The following is an 18350-nucleotide window of genomic DNA, read 5'->3' as shown; positions in this document are numbered from 1 at the left end:
GGTGAACCCCCGCCTCGGCGCGGCTCCGGCGTGACGGTGCCGCGCCGCAGCGACCTCGGCGCGCCCCCCGGAGCCCCCTCCCGCGCGGCGTCGTCGGCGGGGCGATGGGCTCCGTCCAGATTCGACCGCGAGGTGTGATCACTCTGTCGCGGTCCGGGAATTCATCCGGGCCGTTCGGCAAGTCTCCTTCCAAACGAGGCCGTTACATATATAACTCGTTACCTCGCTGATCTGTTCCCTGCGCTCTGCAGGAGGTCGAGCGATGGCCCGCCGAGGCAGGTGTCACTGCCCCGTCGGGATGCCTCTTGTCGAGGCACATCGGACCGCTGGGGGGCCCCTGGAGTCCCGTCCCGCATGAGAATCGTCGATATCCGCGCCACCACCGTCACCGTGCCGCTGGAGGCGCCTCTGCGCCACGCCAACGGCTGTCACTGGGGCCGCTTCGTGCGCACGATCGTCGAGATCGAGGCGGACAACGGGCTGATAGGGCTCGGCGAGATGGGCGGCGGCGGCGAGTCGGCCGAGGCCGTGTTCCGCGCGATGAAGGGCTACCTGGTCGGCCACGACCCCGCCCGCCTCGAGGAGATGCGGTTCAAGATCGCGAACCCGACGGCCTCTCTTTACAACAACCGCACCCAGGTCCTCGCCGCGCTGGAGTTCGCGTGCCTCGACCTGCTCGGACAGGCCTTCGGCGTGCCGGTCCACGATCTCCTCGGCGGCAAGCTGCAGGACGAGGTGCCGTTCGCGTCCTACCTCTTCTTCCGCTACCCGAACGCCGACGGATCAGGCGAGGTGCGGACGCCGGAGCAGCTCGTCGAGCAGGCGAAGGAGCTGAAGAAGAACCACGGGTTCACCTCGCACAAGCTCAAGGGCGGCGTGTTCCACCCGGACTACGAGCTCGAGTGTTACCGCGCGGTCGCCGGCGCCGTGGGCCGGGATCGCGTCCGCTTCGATCCGAACGCGGTCTGGTCGACGGAGCAGGGCATCCGCTTCGGGCAGGCGATCGAGGACCTCAACAACGACTACCTCGAGGACCCCGTCTTCGGCCTCCACGCGATGCGGCGCACCCGCGAGAAGGTGCGGATGCCGCTCGCGACCAACACCGTGGTCGTGGGCTTCGAGCAGCTCGCCGCGAACGTCCTCGACACGGCGGTGGACGTCATCCTGCTCGACACGACGTTCTGGGGCGGCATCCGGCCGTGCGTGAAGGCGGCGGGGATCTGCGAGACGTTCGGCCTCGGCGTCGCCGTCCACTCCTCGGGCGAGCTCGGCGTGCAGCTCGCGACGATGCTGCACCTCGGCGCCGTCATCCCGAACCTCTCGTTCGCCGCCGACGCGCACTATCACCACCTGCGCGACGACGTGATCCAGGGAGGCCCGCTCCCGTACCGGAATGGCCGCATCCGCGTCCCCGCCGGCCCCGGCCTCGGCGTCCGCCTCGATCGCGAGAAGCTCGCTCACTACGCCGAGGAGTACCGCCGGCTGGGCTCCTATCCCTACGACAAGGACCCGCTGCGGCCGGCCTGGTGCGCGACCGTGCCGAACGACCGCTGGGCCGATCCGAAGGACGACCGAATCCCCGAGGTGCCGAGATGACCCTCGCCGAGCGCGTGGCCACGGCCGTCGACGCCGCGCCCATCATCGATCTTCACACCCACCTCTTCGCGCCCCAGTTCCCCGCGCTGAACCTCTGGGGCGTCGACGAGCTCCTCACGTACCATTACCTCGTCGCCGAGACGCTGCGCGCCGAGCCGAAGGTCACGCCCGAGGCGTTCTTCGCGCTCGACAAGAAGGCGCAGGCCGATCTCGTGTGGGCGTCGCTCTTCGTCCGCCGATCGCCGCTGTCCGAGGCCACCGCGGGCGTCGCGACGGTGCTCGCCGCGTTCGGGCTCGACCCCGCCGCGCCGGATCTGCGCGAGGCCCGCGCCTTCTTCGCCGAGCGCCGGGTCGAGGATCACGTGGAGGACGTGCTGCGGCTCTCGGGCGTGAGCGCGCTCGCGATGACGAACGATCCGACCGACCCGGCGGAGCGCGCGATCTGGGAGTCGGGCGCCACGCCCGATCCGCGGTTTTACACGGCGCTGCGCCTCGATCGGCTCATCCACGCGAGCGATCTCGCGTCCGAGCTCGAGCGGTGGATCGCCCGCATGAGGCCGCGCTACCTGGCGATCTCGGTCAACGAGGTCTCGGCGCCGCCCCGGGCCGTGCTGGACGCGTGCCGCGAGCACGGGCTGCCGTTCGCCATGATGATCGGCGTCCGGCGCGCGGTGAACCCCCGCCTCGGCGTGGCCGGCGACGGCGTGAGCACGGTCGACCTGATCCCGCTCGAGCGGCTCGCCGCGGAGAACCCCGACGTGCGCTTCCTCGTCACGACGCTCGCGCGCGAGAACACCCACCCCCTCTGCGTCGTGGCGCGCAAGTTCGCCAACGTCCTGCCGTTCGGCTGCTGGTGGTTCATGAACAACCCGAGCCTCATCGAGGAGACGACGATGATGCGCCTGGAGATGCTCGGGCCGACCTTCGTGCCGCAGCACTCCGACGCGCGCGTCCTCGATCAGCTCATCTACAAGTGGCGCCACTCGCGGCGGTCGATCGCTTCAGCGCTGACCCGCCGCTACGGGGCGATGCCCGTCCCGCCGACCGACGCGCAGATCGAGCGCGACGCGCGGGCGCTCCTCGGGGGCATCGCGAAGGACTGGCTGGGAGCATGACGAACCGCTTCGACATCTCGGGCCGCACGGCCGTCGTGGTCGGTGGCACCTCCGGCATCGGGCGCGCGATCGCCCTCGGCCTCGCCGAGGCGGGCGCCCACACCGTCGCCACGGGCACCCGCGCGGACCGCGTGCAGGCCGTCGCCGCCGAGATCCGCGAGCGGGGCGTCCGCTCGATCGAGGCGGCGTGCGACGTCGGCGATCGCGCGACGCTCGACGCCCTGCGCGACCGCGTGCTCGAGGCGTTCGGCCGCGTCGACATCCTCGTCAACTGCGCCGGTCGGACCTTCCGGAGGCCCACCGCCGATGTTGGAGAGGCCGAGTGGGCCAGCCTGCTCGACACCAACGTCACCGGCATGCTGCGCGCCTGCCAGGCCTTCCATGGCCCTTTGAAGGACAGCGGCCGGGGCCGCATCGTCAACATCGCCTCGCTGTCGAGCTTCGTCGCGTTCCACGAGGTCGCGGCCTATGGAGCGTCGAAGGCGGCGGTGCTGGCGCTCACCCGCAGCCTCGGCGCCGAGTGGGCGAAGCACGGTATCCGGACGAACGCGCTCGTGCCGGGCGTGTTCGTGACGGACCTCAACCGCGCCCTCCTCAACGGCACACCGCGCGGTCAGGAGCTGCTCGCGCGCACGCCCCTCGGCCGCTTCGGCGACACGCAGGAGCTGGTCGGCGCGGCCCTCTTCCTGTGCTCTGACGCGGTGAGCTTCATCACCGGCACGAGCATCACAGTCGACGGTGGATTCCTCGCCTCCGGGGTGAACCAATGACCGCAGCGTCTCCCGTGGCCCCGGCGACCGCCGGCGTCATGACCCGCACGCGCTGGACCATCTGCGCGCTCCTCTTCTTCGCGACGACGATCAACTACCTCGATCGGCAGCTCTTCTCCCTGCTGATCCCGTTCTTCGAGAACGAGCTGCGCCTCGGGCCGACGGATCTCGCGCTCATCAACGTGAGCTTCCTGCTCGCCTACGGCTTCGGCATGGTGTTCGTCGGGCGCTGGATCGACCGCGTCGGCCCGCACAAGGGGCTCAGCGCGACGTTCCTGCTCTGGAACGTCGCCTCGGCCGGCCACGCCATCGTCGCCAGCTTCGCCGGCTTCGCCGGGATCCGCTTCCTGCTCGGGGTGGGCGAGGCCGGTAACTTCCCGGCCGCCGTCCGCACCGTGGCCGAGTGGTTCCCCAAGAAGGAGAGGGCGCTCGCGACCGGGCTGTTCAACTGCGGATCGAACGTGGGCGCCATCCTGGCCCCGCTGCTCGCCGTGCGCATCGCGGAGTCGTACGGCTGGCGGACGTGCTTCCTCCTCTTGGGCGGCGTCGGCGTCATATGGATCTTCTTCTGGGCGCGCCTCTACCGGCGGCCCGAGGAGCACCCGAAGGTATCGCCCGAGGAGCTCGCGCACATCCGCTCGGACGCGAAGGAGGCGACAGGGTCCCTCGGCGTCGGCGAGGTGTTCGGGATGCGGCCTGTCTACGCGGTCGCGGCGGCGAAGTTCTTCACCGACGCCCCGTGGTGGTTCTACCTCACCTGGCTGCCGAAGTTCCTTGTCAGCGAGTTCAACCTGAAGCCGACCTTCATGGCTTACGCGATCCCCGTCGTGTTCCTCGTGGCCGACGGCGGCGCGATCGGCGGCGGCTGGCTGTCGTCGAGGCTCATCGCGAGCGGCCGATCGGTCGGCACGGCGCGGAAGCTCGCGATGCTCGCGTGTGCGCTCTCCGCGGTGCCGGTGATGTCCGTCGGGCTGCTCGTCGATGTCCCGAGCGTCGCGGGCATCCCCACGATCTACGTCGCGGTCGCGATCCTGTCGCTCGCCGCGGCCGCGCACCAGGGCTGGAGCAGCAACCTCTACACGCTCGTCTCGGACGCCCTCCCGCGCCCCGCGATGGCCACGGTGGTCGGCGTCATGACCGCGTTCGGCGTCGCCGGCGGAGCGCTCTTCCAGATCTTCGTCGGCTGGGCGCTCACGGCCACGGGCTCGTACGCCCTGCCGTTCCTGCTCGCGGGGACGCTGTACCTCGTCGGCCTGCTCGCGCTGCACCTCATCCTGCCGCGCGTCGAGCCGGTCGCGCCGAAGCGGCGCGTGCCGAACGTGGCGGTCGTCGCCGGCGGCCTGGTGATGCTCGCCAGCATCGCGGGGCTGCAGTTCGCCCTCAACCGCCCTGCGTACACCTCTCTCGACCAGTACCGCGCGGCGCGGCAGGCCCAGCTGAAAGCGACGGGCGCGCCGGTCGAGGGCCCCGCCGCCCACGTGGGCTGGATGGACGCGCGCTGGTACCTCTGGCCGACGGCCGCGGGGACCAAGGCGGAGCTCGTCAAGCTCGACCGCGACGGGCGGCCCATCATCGAGGGGAAGGGCGCTGCCGCCAAGGGCTACACGGGCCCGTCCGCCGCGGAGGTCGAGTCGTCTCGCGCGCCAGGAGGCGATCGGTGATCACCGCCATGGGCGCGCCTCATCGCATCTCCGCGATGGCGTCGACCCCTTGAACCCTGCTTGTCCACCAGCTCTCCGGCCACGCGGCCCGCACCCCTGCAAGTGATCCATGTCCTTCACGCTCCGTGATCCTTCCACCTGCCGCTGGGATCTCGTCTCCCTCGGCGAGGTCATGCTGCGCCTCGATCCCGGCGACGGGCGGATCTCCACCGCCCGCAGCTTCCACGCCTGGGAGGGAGGCGGCGAGTACAACGTCGCCCGCGGCCTGCGCCGCTGTTTCAAGCTCAGGTCGGCCATCGTGACCGCCCTCGCGGACAACCCCGTCGGCCGCCTGCTCGAGGATCTCATGCTCCAGGGCGGCGTGGACCTCACGCACGTCCGCTGGGCGACGCACGACGGCGTGGGGCGCCTCGTGCGCAACGGCCTGAACTTCACCGAGCGCGGCTTCGGCATCCGCGGGGCGGTCGGCCTCTCGGACCGCGGCCACACGGCCGCGTCCCAGCTGAAGCCCGGCGAGATCGACTGGGATACGATCTTCGGCGCCCAGGGCGCGCGGTGGTTCCATACCGGCGGTATCTTCGCCGCGCTCTCCGAGACCACGCCTTTCGTGGCGAAGGAGGCGATGGAGGCGGCCAGGCGGCACGGCGTCGTCGTCTCCTACGATCTCAACTACCGTCCTTCGCTCTGGAAGTCGATCGGCGGTCAGGCCCGCGCGCAGGAGGTCAATCGAGCGCTCGCGCCGTACGTCGATGTGATGCTCGGGAACGAGGAGGATTTCACGGCTGCCCTGGGCTTCGAGGTCGAGGGCCTCGACGAGGGGCACGCCACCCTGCGCGTCGGCGCGTTCGAGAGCATGATCGAGCGCGTCATCGGGGTGTTTCCGAACATCCAGGCGGTGGCGACGACCCTCCGTGTCGCGACCTCGGCGACGCGCAACGACTGGAGCGCGGTGCTGTACCAGGGCGGCCAGCTCTACAAGGCGCCGGAGCGCAAGGACCTGGAGATCTTCGATCGCGTGGGCGGCGGCGACTCGTTCGCCTCGGGGCTCATCTACGGCTTCCTGATGGGCAAGGGGCCGCAGTGGGCGGTCGATTGCGGCGCGGCGCACGGGGCGCTCGCGATGACGACGCCCGGCGACACGACGATGGCGACCCTCGACGAGGTGCTCAAGGCGATGAAGCTGGGCACGGCCCGGGTGGACCGATGAACAAGCACTCAGTGCTCGAGTGGATCGCGCGCGGGCGCATCGTCCCTGTGGTGCGCGCCGGCTCGGCCGACGAGGCGCTGCAGGCGGTCGAGGCCCTCCTCGAGGGGGGGATCGACGTGCTCGAGATCACGATGACCGTGCCCGGCGCGGTGGAGGTCGTGCGCGAGGTCGCCGCGCGCCACGGCGAGCGGGCGCTGGTCGGCGCGGGGACGGTCCTCGATGCGCGCACCGCCGAGGCGTGCGTCGAGGCCGGGGCGCGCTTCGTCGTGAGCCCTGCGCTCGACGAGGCGACGGTGAGGGCGTGCGTCGCCATGAACGTCGTCCACGCCCCCGGCGCGCTCACGCCCACCGAGGTCGTGGCGGCGCACCGGGCGGGCGGAGACGTCGTGAAGGTGTTCCCCTGCGACGCCCTCGGCGGCGCCTCGTACCTCAAGGCGCTCAAGGCGCCTTTGCCCCATATCCCGCTCATGCCCACGGGCGGCGTGACGCTGCAGAACGTGGGCACCTTTTTCGCGGCGGGCGCGGTGGCGGTCGGCGTCGGCGGCAACCTCGTGGATCTCAAGCTCCTGCGCGACGGGCGGCGCGACGAGCTCGTCGCGCGCGCCCGTGCGTTCTGCGACGCGGGCCGCGCATCTTGAGGAAGCGCGCAGCAGGCGCGCCCGACGTTCACCCTATCGATTCCAGCGGCTCCCCGGGGGGAGACGGGCGTGGTGCGCGCGCTGCGCGGTGCGACGTAAAACGTAGTTAAAACCAATAGTTACGGCGTTTGCAGGGGATTCCCGGCGCCATGGATAACCCAGGGGCTTCGAACATGGATCAATCGAAGGTTGCGAACCTAGTCGGTGCGTCGATTTTCTTCGTGGCGGCGGTCGCGCACGCCCAGACTCCCCCGCCGGCGCCGGACGCGGCCGCGCCCGCAGGCCGCTGCGCCGGCCCAGCCGACGGACGCGCAGGCGCCGGACGCGGCCTGCGGGCGTGGCCGCTCCGGCCGCGCCGCCGGCGGAGGCCGTCAAGCCGGCCTCCAAGGATCCCGTTCCGGTGACCTCCAAGTGGAAGGCCACGATCTACGGGATGGCGGAGTTCGACATCATGCACGACTCCACCCAGAGCTTCGGGGAGTCGGTGGGGGCCACGGTGATCCAGCGCGAGGACACCTACGCCGGCTCGCACGGCCGCACGCACTTCACGGCGCGGAACTCCAGGTTCGGCGTCAAGGTGAGCGCGCCCGAGGTGTCCGGTATCAAGGCCACGGCCATGCTGGAGCTCGACTTCTTCGGCAATCAGCCGCCCACCGTCTCCGAGGCCTCGCTGGTGAGCAGCGGCACCTTCCGTCTGCGCCAGGCCAACATCAAGGTCGAGTCGGACTACGTCGATCTGTTGATTGGACAGGGCTATCACCTGTTCGGGTGGCAGCCGTACTTCTTCCCGGCCACGACGTCCTTCTTCCCGGTGATGAACCAGGTGTTCGGGCGGATGCCGCAGCTGCGCGTCGGCCACAACTTCAAGGGGGACGCCGCCAACGTGGAGCTCGCCGCCGCCGTCCTCAAGCCGCCGCAGCGCGACTCCGAGGTGCCGGACATGCAGGCGGGGTTGAAGGTCGGCCTCAACGGCTGGAAGGGGATCCACACGCTCGGCGCAGGCGGGATGCTGCACGACCCGCTGACGCTCGGCGTCTCGGGCATCTTCCGCAAGTTCAGGGTCAACGAGCACGCCGCGGCCCCGGTCGAGTCGAGCTCGGCCAACGGCTACGGGATCTCCGTCGATGCGCTGCTCCCGATCATCCCGGCCAAGTCGCTTGAAGAGTCCGGCAACGCGCTGACGTTGACCGGCTCGTTCTTCACGGGCACGGGCATCTCGGACGTGGTCGGCGTCGCGAGCAACGTGCCGCACCCGGCGCTCCCCGAGGAGGGAGCGACCTACACGCCGAACATCGACAACGGCCTCGCTGTGTACGACGCGAACAACAAGCTGAAGACGATCGGCTGGACGGGGTTCATGGTCGGGCTCCAGTACTATCTACCGCCCTCGGGGCGCTTCTCCGTCTCCGGCAACTACACCCAGGGCTCGAACGACCGGGTGACGGAGGAGAACGGCTACGGCGCGCTCCGCACGGCCTACCACGAGTCGCGCTACATCGACGGGAACCTGTTCGCCGACATCACGCCGGCCGTCCGCGCGGGCCTCTCGTTCCAGTACTCGGAGCAGACCTTCGCGGACGACGTGACCGCGACCAACGAGCGCATCAAGCTGTCCCTCTACAGCTTCTTCTGAGCGACGACGGTGGGCGGGGAGCGTACTATCGCTCCCGACCGACCATGGATGCCGTCACGACCTACGAGGTCTTCTCCGCCGCGCAGTGGGCCCATCTGCGCGCGGCCACGCCGCTCCCCCTCACCGAGGCCGATCTCGAGGTCCTCCGGAGCCTCAACGATCGGCTCTCGCTCGACGAGGTCGCGACGATCTACTTGCCGCTCTCCCGGCTGCTCAACCTGCACGTCGGCGCGGCGCAGCAGCTCCGCCGCGTGAAGGACACATTCCTCGGCCGCCCCGTCGGGCGGCGGCCTTTCGTGATCGGCATCGCGGGTTCGGTCGCGGTGGGCAAGAGCACGACCGCGCGCGTGCTGCAGGCGCTGCTCGCGCGGTGGCCCGACCACCCGCGGGTGGATCTGGTCACCACCGACGGCTTCCTGTACCCCAACGCGGTGCTCGCCTCGCGCGCCGGCCTGCACCGCAAGGGGTTTCCAGAGAGCTACGATCTGCGGCGGCTCGTGCAGTTCCTCGCCGACCTGGAGGCCGGCGTCGAGGCGATCGACGTGCCGGTGTACTCGCACGCCACCTACGACGTGGTCGTCGGCAAGGCGCAGACCGTGAGGCAGCCCGACATCGTGATCCTCGAGGGGCTGAACGTCCTGCAGGGCCCTGATCGCACCGCGGCGATCGCCGTCAGCGACTTCTTCGACCTCGGGATCTACGTCCACGCGGACGAGGCCGACCTCGAACGATGGTACATCGAGCGCTTCCTCGCGCTGCGGGCCACGGCGTTCCGCGACCCGACCTCCTATTTCCACCGCTATGCCGCGATGGACGACGACGAGGCGCGCGCGTTCGCGTTGCAGATCTGGCGCACGATCAACGGCCCCAACCTCACCGAGAACATCCTGCCGACGCGCGCGCGCGCCGACGTCGTGCTCGAGAAGGGGCCTGACCACGCGGTGCGCGCCGTGCAGCTCCGCCGGCTCTGATCCAAGAGGAGGATCGTCGCCATGGACTGGAAAGAGAGTTGTCGATCCCGCCTCCATCAGCACCTCGACGCGCACGGTGACATCGCTCCGCCGTGGGAGCGCTTCCCCGACTACGAGCGCTACACGATCGGCTGGCGAATGGGCTCCGGCGAAGACTGGTTGGGGATGTGGGGCGTCTTTCTCGAACAGCTCGCGCCGGACCGCGAGACACGCATCGCCTACCTGCGGCGCCACCCTCCCGCGCCGATCACCTGGGCAGAGGCCGTTCACAAGGTGTTGCACCCGACGGATGACCGGGCAGCTGACGAGGACGGCGACGAGGAGGACGGCGGCGACGAGGAGGACCCTATCGCGGCGGCCTCGCGTCGCTCGGCGCTCCTGGAGCAGGGGCTCATCGCGAGCGACGTGTCCTTCACCATATGGCTCGGCCAGCAGGACGGCGTGCGTTGGCCCTGGGAATCGTACGAGACGCCCGAGAAGGCGGCCCGCTACAACACCCGCGAACTCTGGTTCTGGTCGCGCCAGGTCGCCGAGCTCCGGAGAGGCGACGGATGGACGCCTCCCGCCGTGCCGGAGGGGTGGCGAGCGTGCGCGACGGCGCTCGCGAGCGGCGACGCAGATCCGATCGAGCCTCGCAACGGGCTCCTTTCGCTGGCTCGGCTGCTCTGCGCCGGATACGTCAAGGCGCCTTGGCAGCTCGGCCTGGAGCCCGCCGACTTCGCCGATTCTTTCGAGGACGACATGGGTTATGTCGACGCGTTCCGCTTGTGGGGAATGTCTGCCTTCGATGACGCCCACCAGCTGGGTCGTTACCTCGAGGCCACCCGCGTCCCGCCGGGCTGGGAGGCCTGGATAGCGGAACATTTCTCCGTGGATTGAGCGGCGGCCCCGGTCTGACCCACTCGCCCTGGGTCAGCTGACGCAAGCTGGGTCAGGTCGCCACACCGGCCGACGCAAGCTGGGTCAGGTCGGCTCCTGGGCCGGGGGGGCGCCCAACCTGGGTCGGGTCGGCGGCCTGCGACGTGGCCGAGCGGGCCAACAACTTGGCCGTACGGGCAAAGGCCGGCTCCAGCCGCGGCGCGTAGCTTCCCGGCATGCTGCTCGCCGCTCACCGCACCTCGCGCTTCCCTCGGACCCGCGCCCTCGTGGCCGCTGCCCTGCTGGTCGGGCTCGTGGCCGCCGGCAGCTGGCTCGGCTTCCACTCCGCCGCGCATCCTGGGACGCACGCTGACCCGAACGCCGCTGGAGACGCGCCGCCTGGCAGCCCGCTCGGCGATCTATCGAGATCCCTCGGCGACCTCGCGCCCGTGGTCGGCGTCGTCGAGGAGCGGCTCGCAGCGGGGAGTTATACCTACCTCGCCGTGCGGCCGGACGGCGGCAGCCCGATGTGGGCCGTGACCCTCGGCAGCGGACAGCCGGTGGGCGCGCGCGTCTCGGTCAGGAGCTTCGGCCGGCGAACGGAGTTCACGTCTCGCCGCCTGCAGCGGACCTTCCCCGTGCTCGTCTTCGGCGTGGTCTCGCCCGTGCGCATCGACGAGCGCTGATTTGCACCCGACAACATCACTCACTTACCTGTCATGAGGTCCATCATGTCTCGAATCGATTTTTCCCTCTCTCGCGTCGCGCTTGTCCCGTTCCTCGTCGCGGTCGCAGCCCTCGTCCCGGCGTGCGGCGCGGACGACCAGCAGGGGACGACGGGCAACACGGGCGGCGGCTCGGGCACGCAGACCGCCGCCTCCGAGTTCACGTGCACAGACGACGACCTGCAGAGCGCGCCGTTCGGCGGGCCCGGGTTCGCGGACGGCGCGCTCACGGGCGCCGCGCAGGACTCCTATGTTGTCTCGTCGACCCTGCTCTGGATGAAGCCCGACGAGGCGGCCCAGCGGAGGTTCGGCGAGCTGATGGGGCCCATCCTCGCCCAGCTGCCCGCGCAGGAAGGGCTGATCGGCTTCACGCTCGGAACGTCGGCGAAGTGCGGCTATGCAAGGACCATCACGGTGTGGAAGGACGAAGAGGCGATGGGGAAGTTCGTGATGTCGGACGCCCACCTCTCGGCGATGAGCGCGGCGAGCGCGGTCAGCGTCCACGGCGTCGTGACCCAGTGGACCGTCGGCGCGGGTGATCTCCCGCTGTCGTGGGAAGCGGCGAGAGAGAAGGTCGCCGCCGCCGAGATATCGTACTGAGGCCGGGCGCGCTCGACGGCCGCGGCCCGAGGCCCCGCGCCAGGCGGGCCATCGCCCCGGCGGTCAGCCGTCGTCCGCCGCGCGGTCCACGCCCGCTGCGGCGCGGCGCCCCCGGCCGCCGCGCGCGTCCTCACGGAACCGGCCGGGCGTCCTCCCGGACCAGCGCTTGAAGGCCCGCGCGAAGGCCGTCACCTCCGAGAACCCCAGCACAAAGGCGATCTCCGACATCGATGTGTCGCTCTCGCGGAGCAGCTCCTCGGCGGTCTGACGGCGCACCTCGCCGACGAGCTGCCGCAACGTCGTCCCCTCGTCCTCGAGGTGCCGCCGCAGCGTGCGCTCGCTCGTCCCGAGCCGCCGCGCGACGGCGGTCGCCGACGGCTCGCCCGAGGCGAGGAGGTGCGCGATGACGTCACGCGCCCGATCGGACATGGGCGACGCGTCGACGACGCGACGGCGGCGGAGCTCCTCCGCGTGCTGGTGGAAGAACGCGCTCAGGGCCGGGTTCGCGTCGCGAGGCACGAGGTCCAGCAACGACGGTGGGAAGGCAAAGCCATCGCGGGGCGCGTCGAACTCGACAGGGCAGCGGAAGAAGTCCCGGTGCGCGGCGAGATCGCGCGGCGCGGCGTGGCGGAAGCAGACCCGGAGCGGCGAGAACTCGACGCCGGCGCACTGGCGGAAGCAACGGATGTACACCGCCAGGCTGCACTCTGTCGCGACGCGCGCGCCCAGCGTGAAGCGGGGCGAGCGGTGCATCTCCGCGAACGGAGCGTCCCGGTCCGTCGTGGTATCGGTCACCCAGCGCGGTGTGTCCTGCAGCAGCACCATGTAGCGGTCGACACGGTCGAGCGCCTCACGGGCGCTCGCGCTCGTCATGACCGCGAAGCCCATGACGTGCATCTCCTCCATGCGCGTCCGCGCCGCGAGGCGGATGGGCGCCCCGGGATCGTCGAGCGCGCGTACCAGGTGCGCCCACAGGGCGTCGAACGACGTCACCGGTATGCGGCTGTCCGCGTCGGTCAGCGACTCGGCGGAGACGCCGGCGACCTCCAGAAGATCGCCGTGGCGGAGGCCGCGAGAGGCGGCATACGAGATCACCCGGCCGACGATGGCCATGGACACCGTGGGCCGCGACGGGGAAGACGGCATGGACGAGCGAGTCTATCTCATCGCGTCGCTCAGCCGGGCCGCCTGCGTCGTCAGGTAGTTCTGCTCCGGGACGCTCGTCGTGCGGCTCGCCGCGCGCCTGTAGTGCGCGATCGCCGCCTCGCGATCGCCGGCCCGCTCCAGGAGGTGCGCGCGGGCGGCGTCGAGGCGGTGATGACCCGAGAGGCGCGCGTCGGCGTCGAGCTCCTTCAGCAGATCGAGCCCCGCCTGAGGGCCGTGCACCATCGCGGTCGCGATCGCGTGGCTGAGCGCCACCATGGGATTGTCGGACATCCGCATCAGCACGCCGTACAGCGCCAGGATCTGCGGCCAGTCCGTGTCCTCGGCCCGCGCCGCCTCGTCGTGCACCGCCGCGATCGCGGCTTGCACCTGGTACGCGCCGATCGAGCCCCTGGACAGCGCCCCCGTGACGAGCGCGACGCCCTCGGCGATCGCGCGCTGATCCCACAGGCCTCGATCCTGCTCCGCGAGCGGGATCAGCTCGCCCAGAGGCCCGGTCCGCGCCGCGCGCCGCGCGTCGGTCAGGAGCATGAGCGCGAGGAGGCCCGCGATCTCGCCGTCGTCCGGGAGGAGCGCGTGCACGGCGCGCGTCAGGCGGACCGCCTCGCCCGACAGATCGTCGCGGTGCAGCGCGGGGCCGGAGCTCGAGGTGTAACCCTCGTTGAAGATCAGGTAGAGCACGTGCAGGACGGCGCCGAGGCGCTCCGCGCGCGCCTCGGGCGTCGGGCGCTCGAACGGCACGCCGGACGCCTTGATCGTCTGCTTGGCCCGGCTGATCCGCTGCGCCATGGTCGCCTCCGGGACGAGGAACGCCCTTGCGATCTCCGCGGTCGTCAGGCCGCCGACGGCGCGCAGGGTCAGCGCGATCGCGGACGGCGTGGACAGCGCGGGGTGGCAGCACATGAACAGCAAGGTGAGCGTGTCGTCCTCGAGCGGCGCCTCGTCGCTGTCGGCGGCGAGGGCGATCTGCAGCTCGGGCGGCACGAGGCTGACCACGATCGCCTCGCGGCGGCGGCGCGCCGCCTCGCTCCGGACGTGATCGGCGATGCGCCGCGACGCCACGTGGATCAGCCAGGCGCGCGGCTCGTCGGGCACGCCCTCGCGCGGCCACTGCGTGGCCGCCGCGATCAGCGCCTCCTGGACTGCGTCCTCCGCGGCGCCGAAATCTCGGAATCGCCGCATGACGGCGCCGAGCACCTGCGGCGCGAGATCGCGCAGCAGGCGCTCGGCCGTGGGGCCCTGGGACGGAGAGGCCACTAGAGATCGGTGGGCGGCGCGCTCATCACCTCTCGCACCTCGATTCCCATGTTGAGCGGCGCGCCGCCGGGGCCGGGCGCGGCGGACGCCTGCGCGGCGATCGCGTACGCGCGCTCGGGGCTCTCGACGTCCACGATCCAGTACCCGGCGAGGAACTCCTTGGTCTCCGGGAACACCCCGTCGGTGATCGGCGCGCCGTCCTTGCCTGCGCGCACGAGCTTGGCCTGGTCGGGCCCCGCCAGGCCCTCGGCCGCCACGAGCTCGCCCGACTCGCTGAGCTTCCTGTGGAAGCTCTTCATGAACGCGATGTGCGCCTGGAAGTCCTTCTGCTGCCAGTTGGCGACCTGGTACGGCCCCCCGCACGGGGTGTTCATCATCAGGATGTACTTCATGATCGGCTCCTTTTCTTCGCTGCCGCCCCGGGATCGGGCGCGCCTTCGTGGGGATGTCGGAGCCGAGGGCGGGTCCTCGACATCCCGGGCGACGATAGCGAAGAAATCCGAAGCCCGACACAAAGGACGGCTGCATGTGGGTGTAGGTGCGCCTTCGGCGCCAGCAGGAGGTGTGCAGGTCTGTCGTCGCGAGCGTGCGTCCTCCGCGGCGCGATGTGCTCCATGGTCGCAGGTGGTCGGTGAAGGAGGGGAGATGTGCTCGGTCTTCGCAGGCCGCCGACCGCGGGGTGGCCCATCACGGGCGGATTCCGCGGATGACGTCCGGCGCGCCCCCACGCGACCTCTCCGCTGACGAGGCGCTCGGGCGTGGTGATTCCGCGCGTCATCTGCCGTCGTGATCGGTGAGGCGCGCGCCGGCGGACAGCCCTGCGAGTCGACTCCTTGGCTCGGGCGCGGGACATGCACCCTCGCGCTCCCATTCTCACGGATGCAACAACCTGGAGGAGCGTCGATGGAGAAGCGTGTTCCGCAAGGGAAACTTGGACGCCGGCGATTCGCCGGCGGCGCGATGGCCACCGCGGGTGCCTCGCTGCTCGCCACACCGAGCCTCGCGCTCCCCGACAAGAGCTACGCGGTCTGCGAGTCGATCGCGCCTCTCGCCCTCCCGGAAGGGGTCGCCTATACGCCCGGCATCTCCGTCGACCGGCGCTCGAGGAAGCCGGTCTTCCTGCCCGCCCCGGGCGCCGGCTATGCAGCGCACGCCGTCTCGGAGGTCCTCTTCTGGACGGACCAGATGATGGAACATGCGTTCTTCATCGCGCTGCTCATGCCCGGCGACCACCTCCGCGGGCCCCGGGACGAGGCGCGGCAGTACCAGAACCTCTTCGCCAGGCACTTCCTCGCGGCGCGCGATCAAGGGTATAACGATTACGGGATCTCCTCGCTCCTCGCCTCGCTGCGGTCGAACGTCCAGCGGTTCATCGAGTACAAGCGTCGCATGCAGCGCGCGCAGGAGAGCGGCTCGCTCCGGAGCCTCGTCTGGCCGCTCTTCTTCGACCACATCGCGCGGGAGGCCGAGCGCTTCGTTGCGCGGCTCGATCGGCTCGCGTACGGCAACACCGCGCTCGAGAGCGACGAGGTCGCGGCGTTCTGGACGAGGATCATGGCGGAGCACCTCGAGTTCATCGCGCACCTGCTCGATCCGCAGGAGCGCGCGCTCATCGACCAGGCGACCGCGCGCGCCGGGCAGATGTACCAGGCGCACGAGTTCCGGGTCGAGAGCGGGCAGCTCGCGACGATGGCCGACGAGGTCATCGACTTCAAGACGGCCGCGGAACAGGGCATCGAGACGGGGCAGATCAAGAGCATCATCGAGCCAACGCTCGCCGATCACGTGCTCCGCGAGGCGGTGAGGTTCTCCGACGAGGTCAGGCGCGCCCAGTGACGCCCGGGGCGCCGCGCGGCGGGGGCGAGCGCGGCCCCTCGTCCGGGCTGCCGCGCGCTGCCGCCTGTACAGCGGCCGCTCGGTGGGATTACCCTGGTCGCGGGCCGAGCGGAGCTCTCCGCCGAGCCCGCGGCGCAGAGGCGGTGTCGGAGGGGTGCCATGGATCTGGCGGTGGTCGACGAGGGCGGTGTGCAGTTCGTGGAGGGGTCGCCGGACCACGGGCTCATGGCGAGCGTCCGCGACGTCGACCGCGTGATCGAGGCCTGTTTCTCGGGCGGCGTGCGGTGTGCGCTCCTCCACCCGGCGAACCTGACGGCGGCCTTCTTCGACCTCAGCTCAGGGGAGGCTGGGGAGATCCTGCAGAAGCTGAGAAACTACTGGATCCGGCTCGCGGTGGTGTGCCCTCCGGGGGCCGCTGATTTCAGCAGCCGGTTCGGGGAGATGGTGGCCGAGGAGCGCCGCGGCCAGCATTTCGGCGTGTTCGAGGCGCGTCACGCCGCGATCGCGTGGCTTGCCCAGACGTAGCCCTGGCGGCCCGGCCGACAGCGCCTCTTGCGCCATCGCCGCCTCCGGCGCAGCCAGACCTCGATCTCGAGCGCTCACCACGCCACGCAGGCGGGATCACTGGCCGCGACCAAGGAAGTCCATGAGCCAGGCCATGGCCGGCCGCATCGTGCCGTCCGGGTGCATGAGGCCCGTGCTGTCCCGCCAGGTGGAGCCGACGACGTAACCGTAGAAGGTGATGCCTTTGACGGCGCCGTGGTTGTAGAGCATCGTGAACTGCTCCTCCATCACCCTGCGCTGCTCGTCGTCGTCCGCGATGTCGATGTCGAGCTCGGTGATGTACACGGGCAGGCCCATGGCGGCGAACCTGTCGAGGAAGCCCTTCACGGTGCCGGCGTCCTTCTTGTACACGTCGTGGGCCTCCGCGCCGACGGCGTCGATCGGGGCGCCCGCCTCCAGCGCCGCGCTCAGCATCGCGACGAAGCGGTCGTGGTCGCTCTGGTACTCGATGATGTTGTAGTCGTTGAGGATCAGGGTCGCGTCCGGGCAGAACTCGCGAGCCCACTTGAAGGAGTTGACGATCCAGTCAACTCCGCTTTCGCCGTCGCCGCCGATGGCGTTCTTGAAGGAAGGCGTGGTGTGGGGCGGCGGCTCGTTCACGACGACGATGTACTTCGTCTCGGGGTATCGCTGACAGAACGCCTGCATCCAGTCCATCACGGCCTGCCGCTGCTCCTCCGCGGAGAGGCGCCCGAGCCAGCCCTGGCTCGTGGCTCCCCACACGAAGGCGTGCTGCATGAAGGGGATGTCGTTGTCCTGCGCGTACTTGTAGATCGCGTCGAGCCTGCTCCAGTCTCGCTCGCCGCGGGACGGCTCGACGGCGCTCCACTTGCCCTCGACCTCGGGCGTGATCTGGTCCCAGTACCGGACGAAGCCGTCGCGCACGGCGCGGTTCGTCGTGATGTTGCCGACGAACTCGACGGTGCTCGTGCTGCTCGATCCGCCCGACCCGTCGCTGGAGCCGCCGATCCCGGAGCCGCTCGTTTCAGCGCCTCCAGAGCCGCCCTCACCCGAGCCGCCCGCGCTCGACGAGCCTCCCGCTCCAGAGCCAGCAGCGCTCGTGCTGCCCGTGCCAGCTCCGCCGGCGCCCGTCGTGCCAGCGTCGCCGCCATGGCCGCCCGCGCTCGACGAGCCGCCCGGCGCATCGTCGCCCCGGTCCACCCGGCCAGAGCAGCCGGAGAGGGCCACGATTCCGAGCGCGATGCTGGCTGTGCCGTACAACCATCGAAAAGAACGGCTCTTGTTCATGCCGACCTGAAGATCCCCCCGAAGTTCGGGAAAATTCACAGGGAGGCGGGGAGACGGGGAGAAAAATCCAACCCATCTCCCCGTCTCCCCGCCTCCCTGTTCAATTGTTCTCAGAAGCTGAACGATTGCGGCCGGCGATCGCCGTCGAGCCGGCCGCCCTTCACCGGCGCTTCCCTCAGCGAGGAGGCGGTGTGCAGGTGAAGCACCCGCCGCACTCGTAGTGCTGCGTCGTGGTGCCCCACGCGATCCGGTTGTTGCAGCAGTCGCGGCCGTACTGGCCGACGACCGTGGCGAGGCTCTCGTCGCTGTAAAAGGTGCAATTCCCCCCGGGCGCCGCCGCGCTCGAGGGGACCAGCAGGGCAGTGGTGCCCAACATCGCTGCGCCTGCCGTCAGGGCAGCGAAGAAGTACCGAACGCGGGCAGCAGGGCTGAGACGGCGCATGGACGCTCCTCTTGCAATGGGAGGCCATTTCGGCCTCCGAAGCTATGCGAGAGAGCTTAGACCGA

General features: G+C 70.4%; 18 protein-coding genes. 13 read left to right on the top strand and 5 right to left on the bottom strand.

Translation table 11 applies throughout. The features are described from left to right. Window positions 1–354 precede the first annotated feature (354 nt). The 11 genes from WMF29_RS27790 to WMF29_RS27740 all read left to right on the top strand — a co-directional run bounded on the left by WMF29_RS27790 (window position 355) and on the right by WMF29_RS27740 (window position 11774). On the top strand, window positions 355–1596 hold the full coding sequence (locus WMF29_RS27790; RefSeq protein ID WP_437323158.1) for an enolase C-terminal domain-like protein: 1242 nt from the start codon (window positions 355–357) through the stop codon (window positions 1594–1596). Further along, a complete protein-coding gene (locus WMF29_RS27785; protein WP_437323157.1) occupies window positions 1593–2711 on the top strand; it encodes a hypothetical protein in 1119 nt (372 codons plus the stop codon). Before WMF29_RS27790 ends, WMF29_RS27785 begins: the two co-directional genes overlap by 4 nt. Next, window positions 2708–3481: an SDR family NAD(P)-dependent oxidoreductase gene (locus tag WMF29_RS27780; RefSeq protein WP_437323156.1), complete on the top strand. Its 774-nt coding sequence runs from the start codon at window positions 2708–2710 to the stop codon at window positions 3479–3481. The genes WMF29_RS27785 and WMF29_RS27780 overlap by 4 nt, the downstream gene beginning before the upstream one ends. Next, the gene (locus WMF29_RS27775) at window positions 3478–5142 is read left to right on the top strand and encodes an MFS transporter (RefSeq protein WP_437323155.1); all 1665 of its coding nucleotides are present in this window, start codon (window positions 3478–3480) and stop codon (window positions 5140–5142) included. Before WMF29_RS27780 ends, WMF29_RS27775 begins: the two co-directional genes overlap by 4 nt. A gap of 109 nt (window positions 5143–5251) precedes the next feature. Continuing rightward, window positions 5252–6349 carry a PfkB family carbohydrate kinase gene (locus tag WMF29_RS27770; RefSeq protein ID WP_437323154.1) on the top strand — a complete coding sequence of 366 codons (1098 nt, stop codon included), beginning with the start codon at window positions 5252–5254 and terminating at the stop codon, window positions 6347–6349. Beyond that, entirely contained in the window at window positions 6346–6987 is a 642-nt protein-coding gene (locus WMF29_RS27765) for a bifunctional 4-hydroxy-2-oxoglutarate aldolase/2-dehydro-3-deoxy-phosphogluconate aldolase (RefSeq protein ID WP_437323153.1), read from the top strand. The genes WMF29_RS27770 and WMF29_RS27765 overlap by 4 nt, the downstream gene beginning before the upstream one ends. A gap of 400 nt (window positions 6988–7387) precedes the next feature. Then, window positions 7388–8620, top strand: a complete 1233-nt coding sequence (locus WMF29_RS27760; RefSeq protein WP_437323152.1) for a hypothetical protein — start codon at window positions 7388–7390, stop codon at window positions 8618–8620. A 44-nt stretch (window positions 8621–8664) separates the two neighbouring features. Next, window positions 8665–9591 (top strand): type I pantothenate kinase, encoded by a 927-nt coding sequence (coaA, locus tag WMF29_RS27755; RefSeq protein ID WP_437323151.1) that lies wholly within the window; start codon window positions 8665–8667, stop codon window positions 9589–9591. A gap of 21 nt (window positions 9592–9612) precedes the next feature. After that, on the top strand, window positions 9613–10470 hold the full coding sequence (locus WMF29_RS27750; RefSeq protein WP_437323150.1) for a hypothetical protein: 858 nt from the start codon (window positions 9613–9615) through the stop codon (window positions 10468–10470). A 215-nt stretch (window positions 10471–10685) separates the two neighbouring features. Continuing rightward, window positions 10686–11135, top strand: a complete 450-nt coding sequence (locus WMF29_RS27745) for a hypothetical protein (protein ID WP_437323149.1) — start codon at window positions 10686–10688, stop codon at window positions 11133–11135. A 45-nt stretch (window positions 11136–11180) separates the two neighbouring features. Further along, complete coding sequence (locus WMF29_RS27740; protein WP_437323148.1) at window positions 11181–11774, top strand: hypothetical protein; 594 nt, start codon at window positions 11181–11183, stop codon at window positions 11772–11774. 63 nt (window positions 11775–11837) lie between these two features. Here the strand turns inward: WMF29_RS27740 and WMF29_RS27735 are convergent, their stop codons facing one another. The 3 genes from WMF29_RS27735 to WMF29_RS27725 are packed head-to-tail and all read right to left on the bottom strand — an operon-like array spanning window position 11838 to window position 14587. Continuing rightward, window positions 11838–12920 carry an AraC family transcriptional regulator gene (locus WMF29_RS27735; protein WP_437323147.1) on the bottom strand — a complete coding sequence of 361 codons (1083 nt, stop codon included), beginning with the start codon at window positions 12918–12920 and terminating at the stop codon, window positions 11838–11840. 12 nt (window positions 12921–12932) lie between these two features. Beyond that, entirely contained in the window at window positions 12933–14195 is a 1263-nt protein-coding gene (locus WMF29_RS27730; protein WP_437323146.1) for an RNA polymerase sigma factor, read from the bottom strand. Further along, complete coding sequence (locus WMF29_RS27725) at window positions 14195–14587, bottom strand: YciI family protein (protein ID WP_437323145.1); 393 nt, start codon at window positions 14585–14587, stop codon at window positions 14195–14197. Before WMF29_RS27725 ends, WMF29_RS27730 begins: the two co-directional genes overlap by 1 nt. 511 nt (window positions 14588–15098) lie before the next feature. Between WMF29_RS27725 and WMF29_RS27720 the strand changes: the two genes are divergently transcribed. Then, a complete protein-coding gene (locus tag WMF29_RS27720) occupies window positions 15099–16031 on the top strand; it encodes a DUF2935 domain-containing protein (RefSeq protein WP_437323144.1) in 933 nt (310 codons plus the stop codon). 159 nt (window positions 16032–16190) lie between these two features. Next, the gene (locus WMF29_RS27715) at window positions 16191–16556 is read left to right on the top strand and encodes a DUF4180 domain-containing protein (RefSeq protein ID WP_437323143.1); all 366 of its coding nucleotides are present in this window, start codon (window positions 16191–16193) and stop codon (window positions 16554–16556) included. 96 nt (window positions 16557–16652) lie between these two features. On the opposite strand, the gene WMF29_RS27710 is transcribed toward WMF29_RS27715, so the two are convergent. Next, window positions 16653–17843, bottom strand: coding sequence for an endo-1,4-beta-xylanase (locus WMF29_RS27710; RefSeq protein WP_437323142.1), 1191 nt, complete (start codon window positions 17841–17843; stop codon window positions 16653–16655). A 175-nt stretch (window positions 17844–18018) separates the two neighbouring features. Continuing rightward, window positions 18019–18219, bottom strand: coding sequence for a DUF6289 family protein (locus WMF29_RS27705; RefSeq protein ID WP_437323141.1), 201 nt, complete (start codon window positions 18217–18219; stop codon window positions 18019–18021). Window positions 18220–18350 lie beyond the last annotated feature (131 nt).

It is taken from the genome of Sorangium sp. So ce381, assembly GCF_051473845.1.
In the GTDB taxonomy this organism is placed as follows: domain Bacteria; phylum Myxococcota_A; class Polyangia; order Polyangiales; family Polyangiaceae; genus Sorangium; species Sorangium atrum.
Note: the sequence above shows the minus strand (reverse complement) of the source record. Positions and strands in the feature narration are given on the sequence as shown.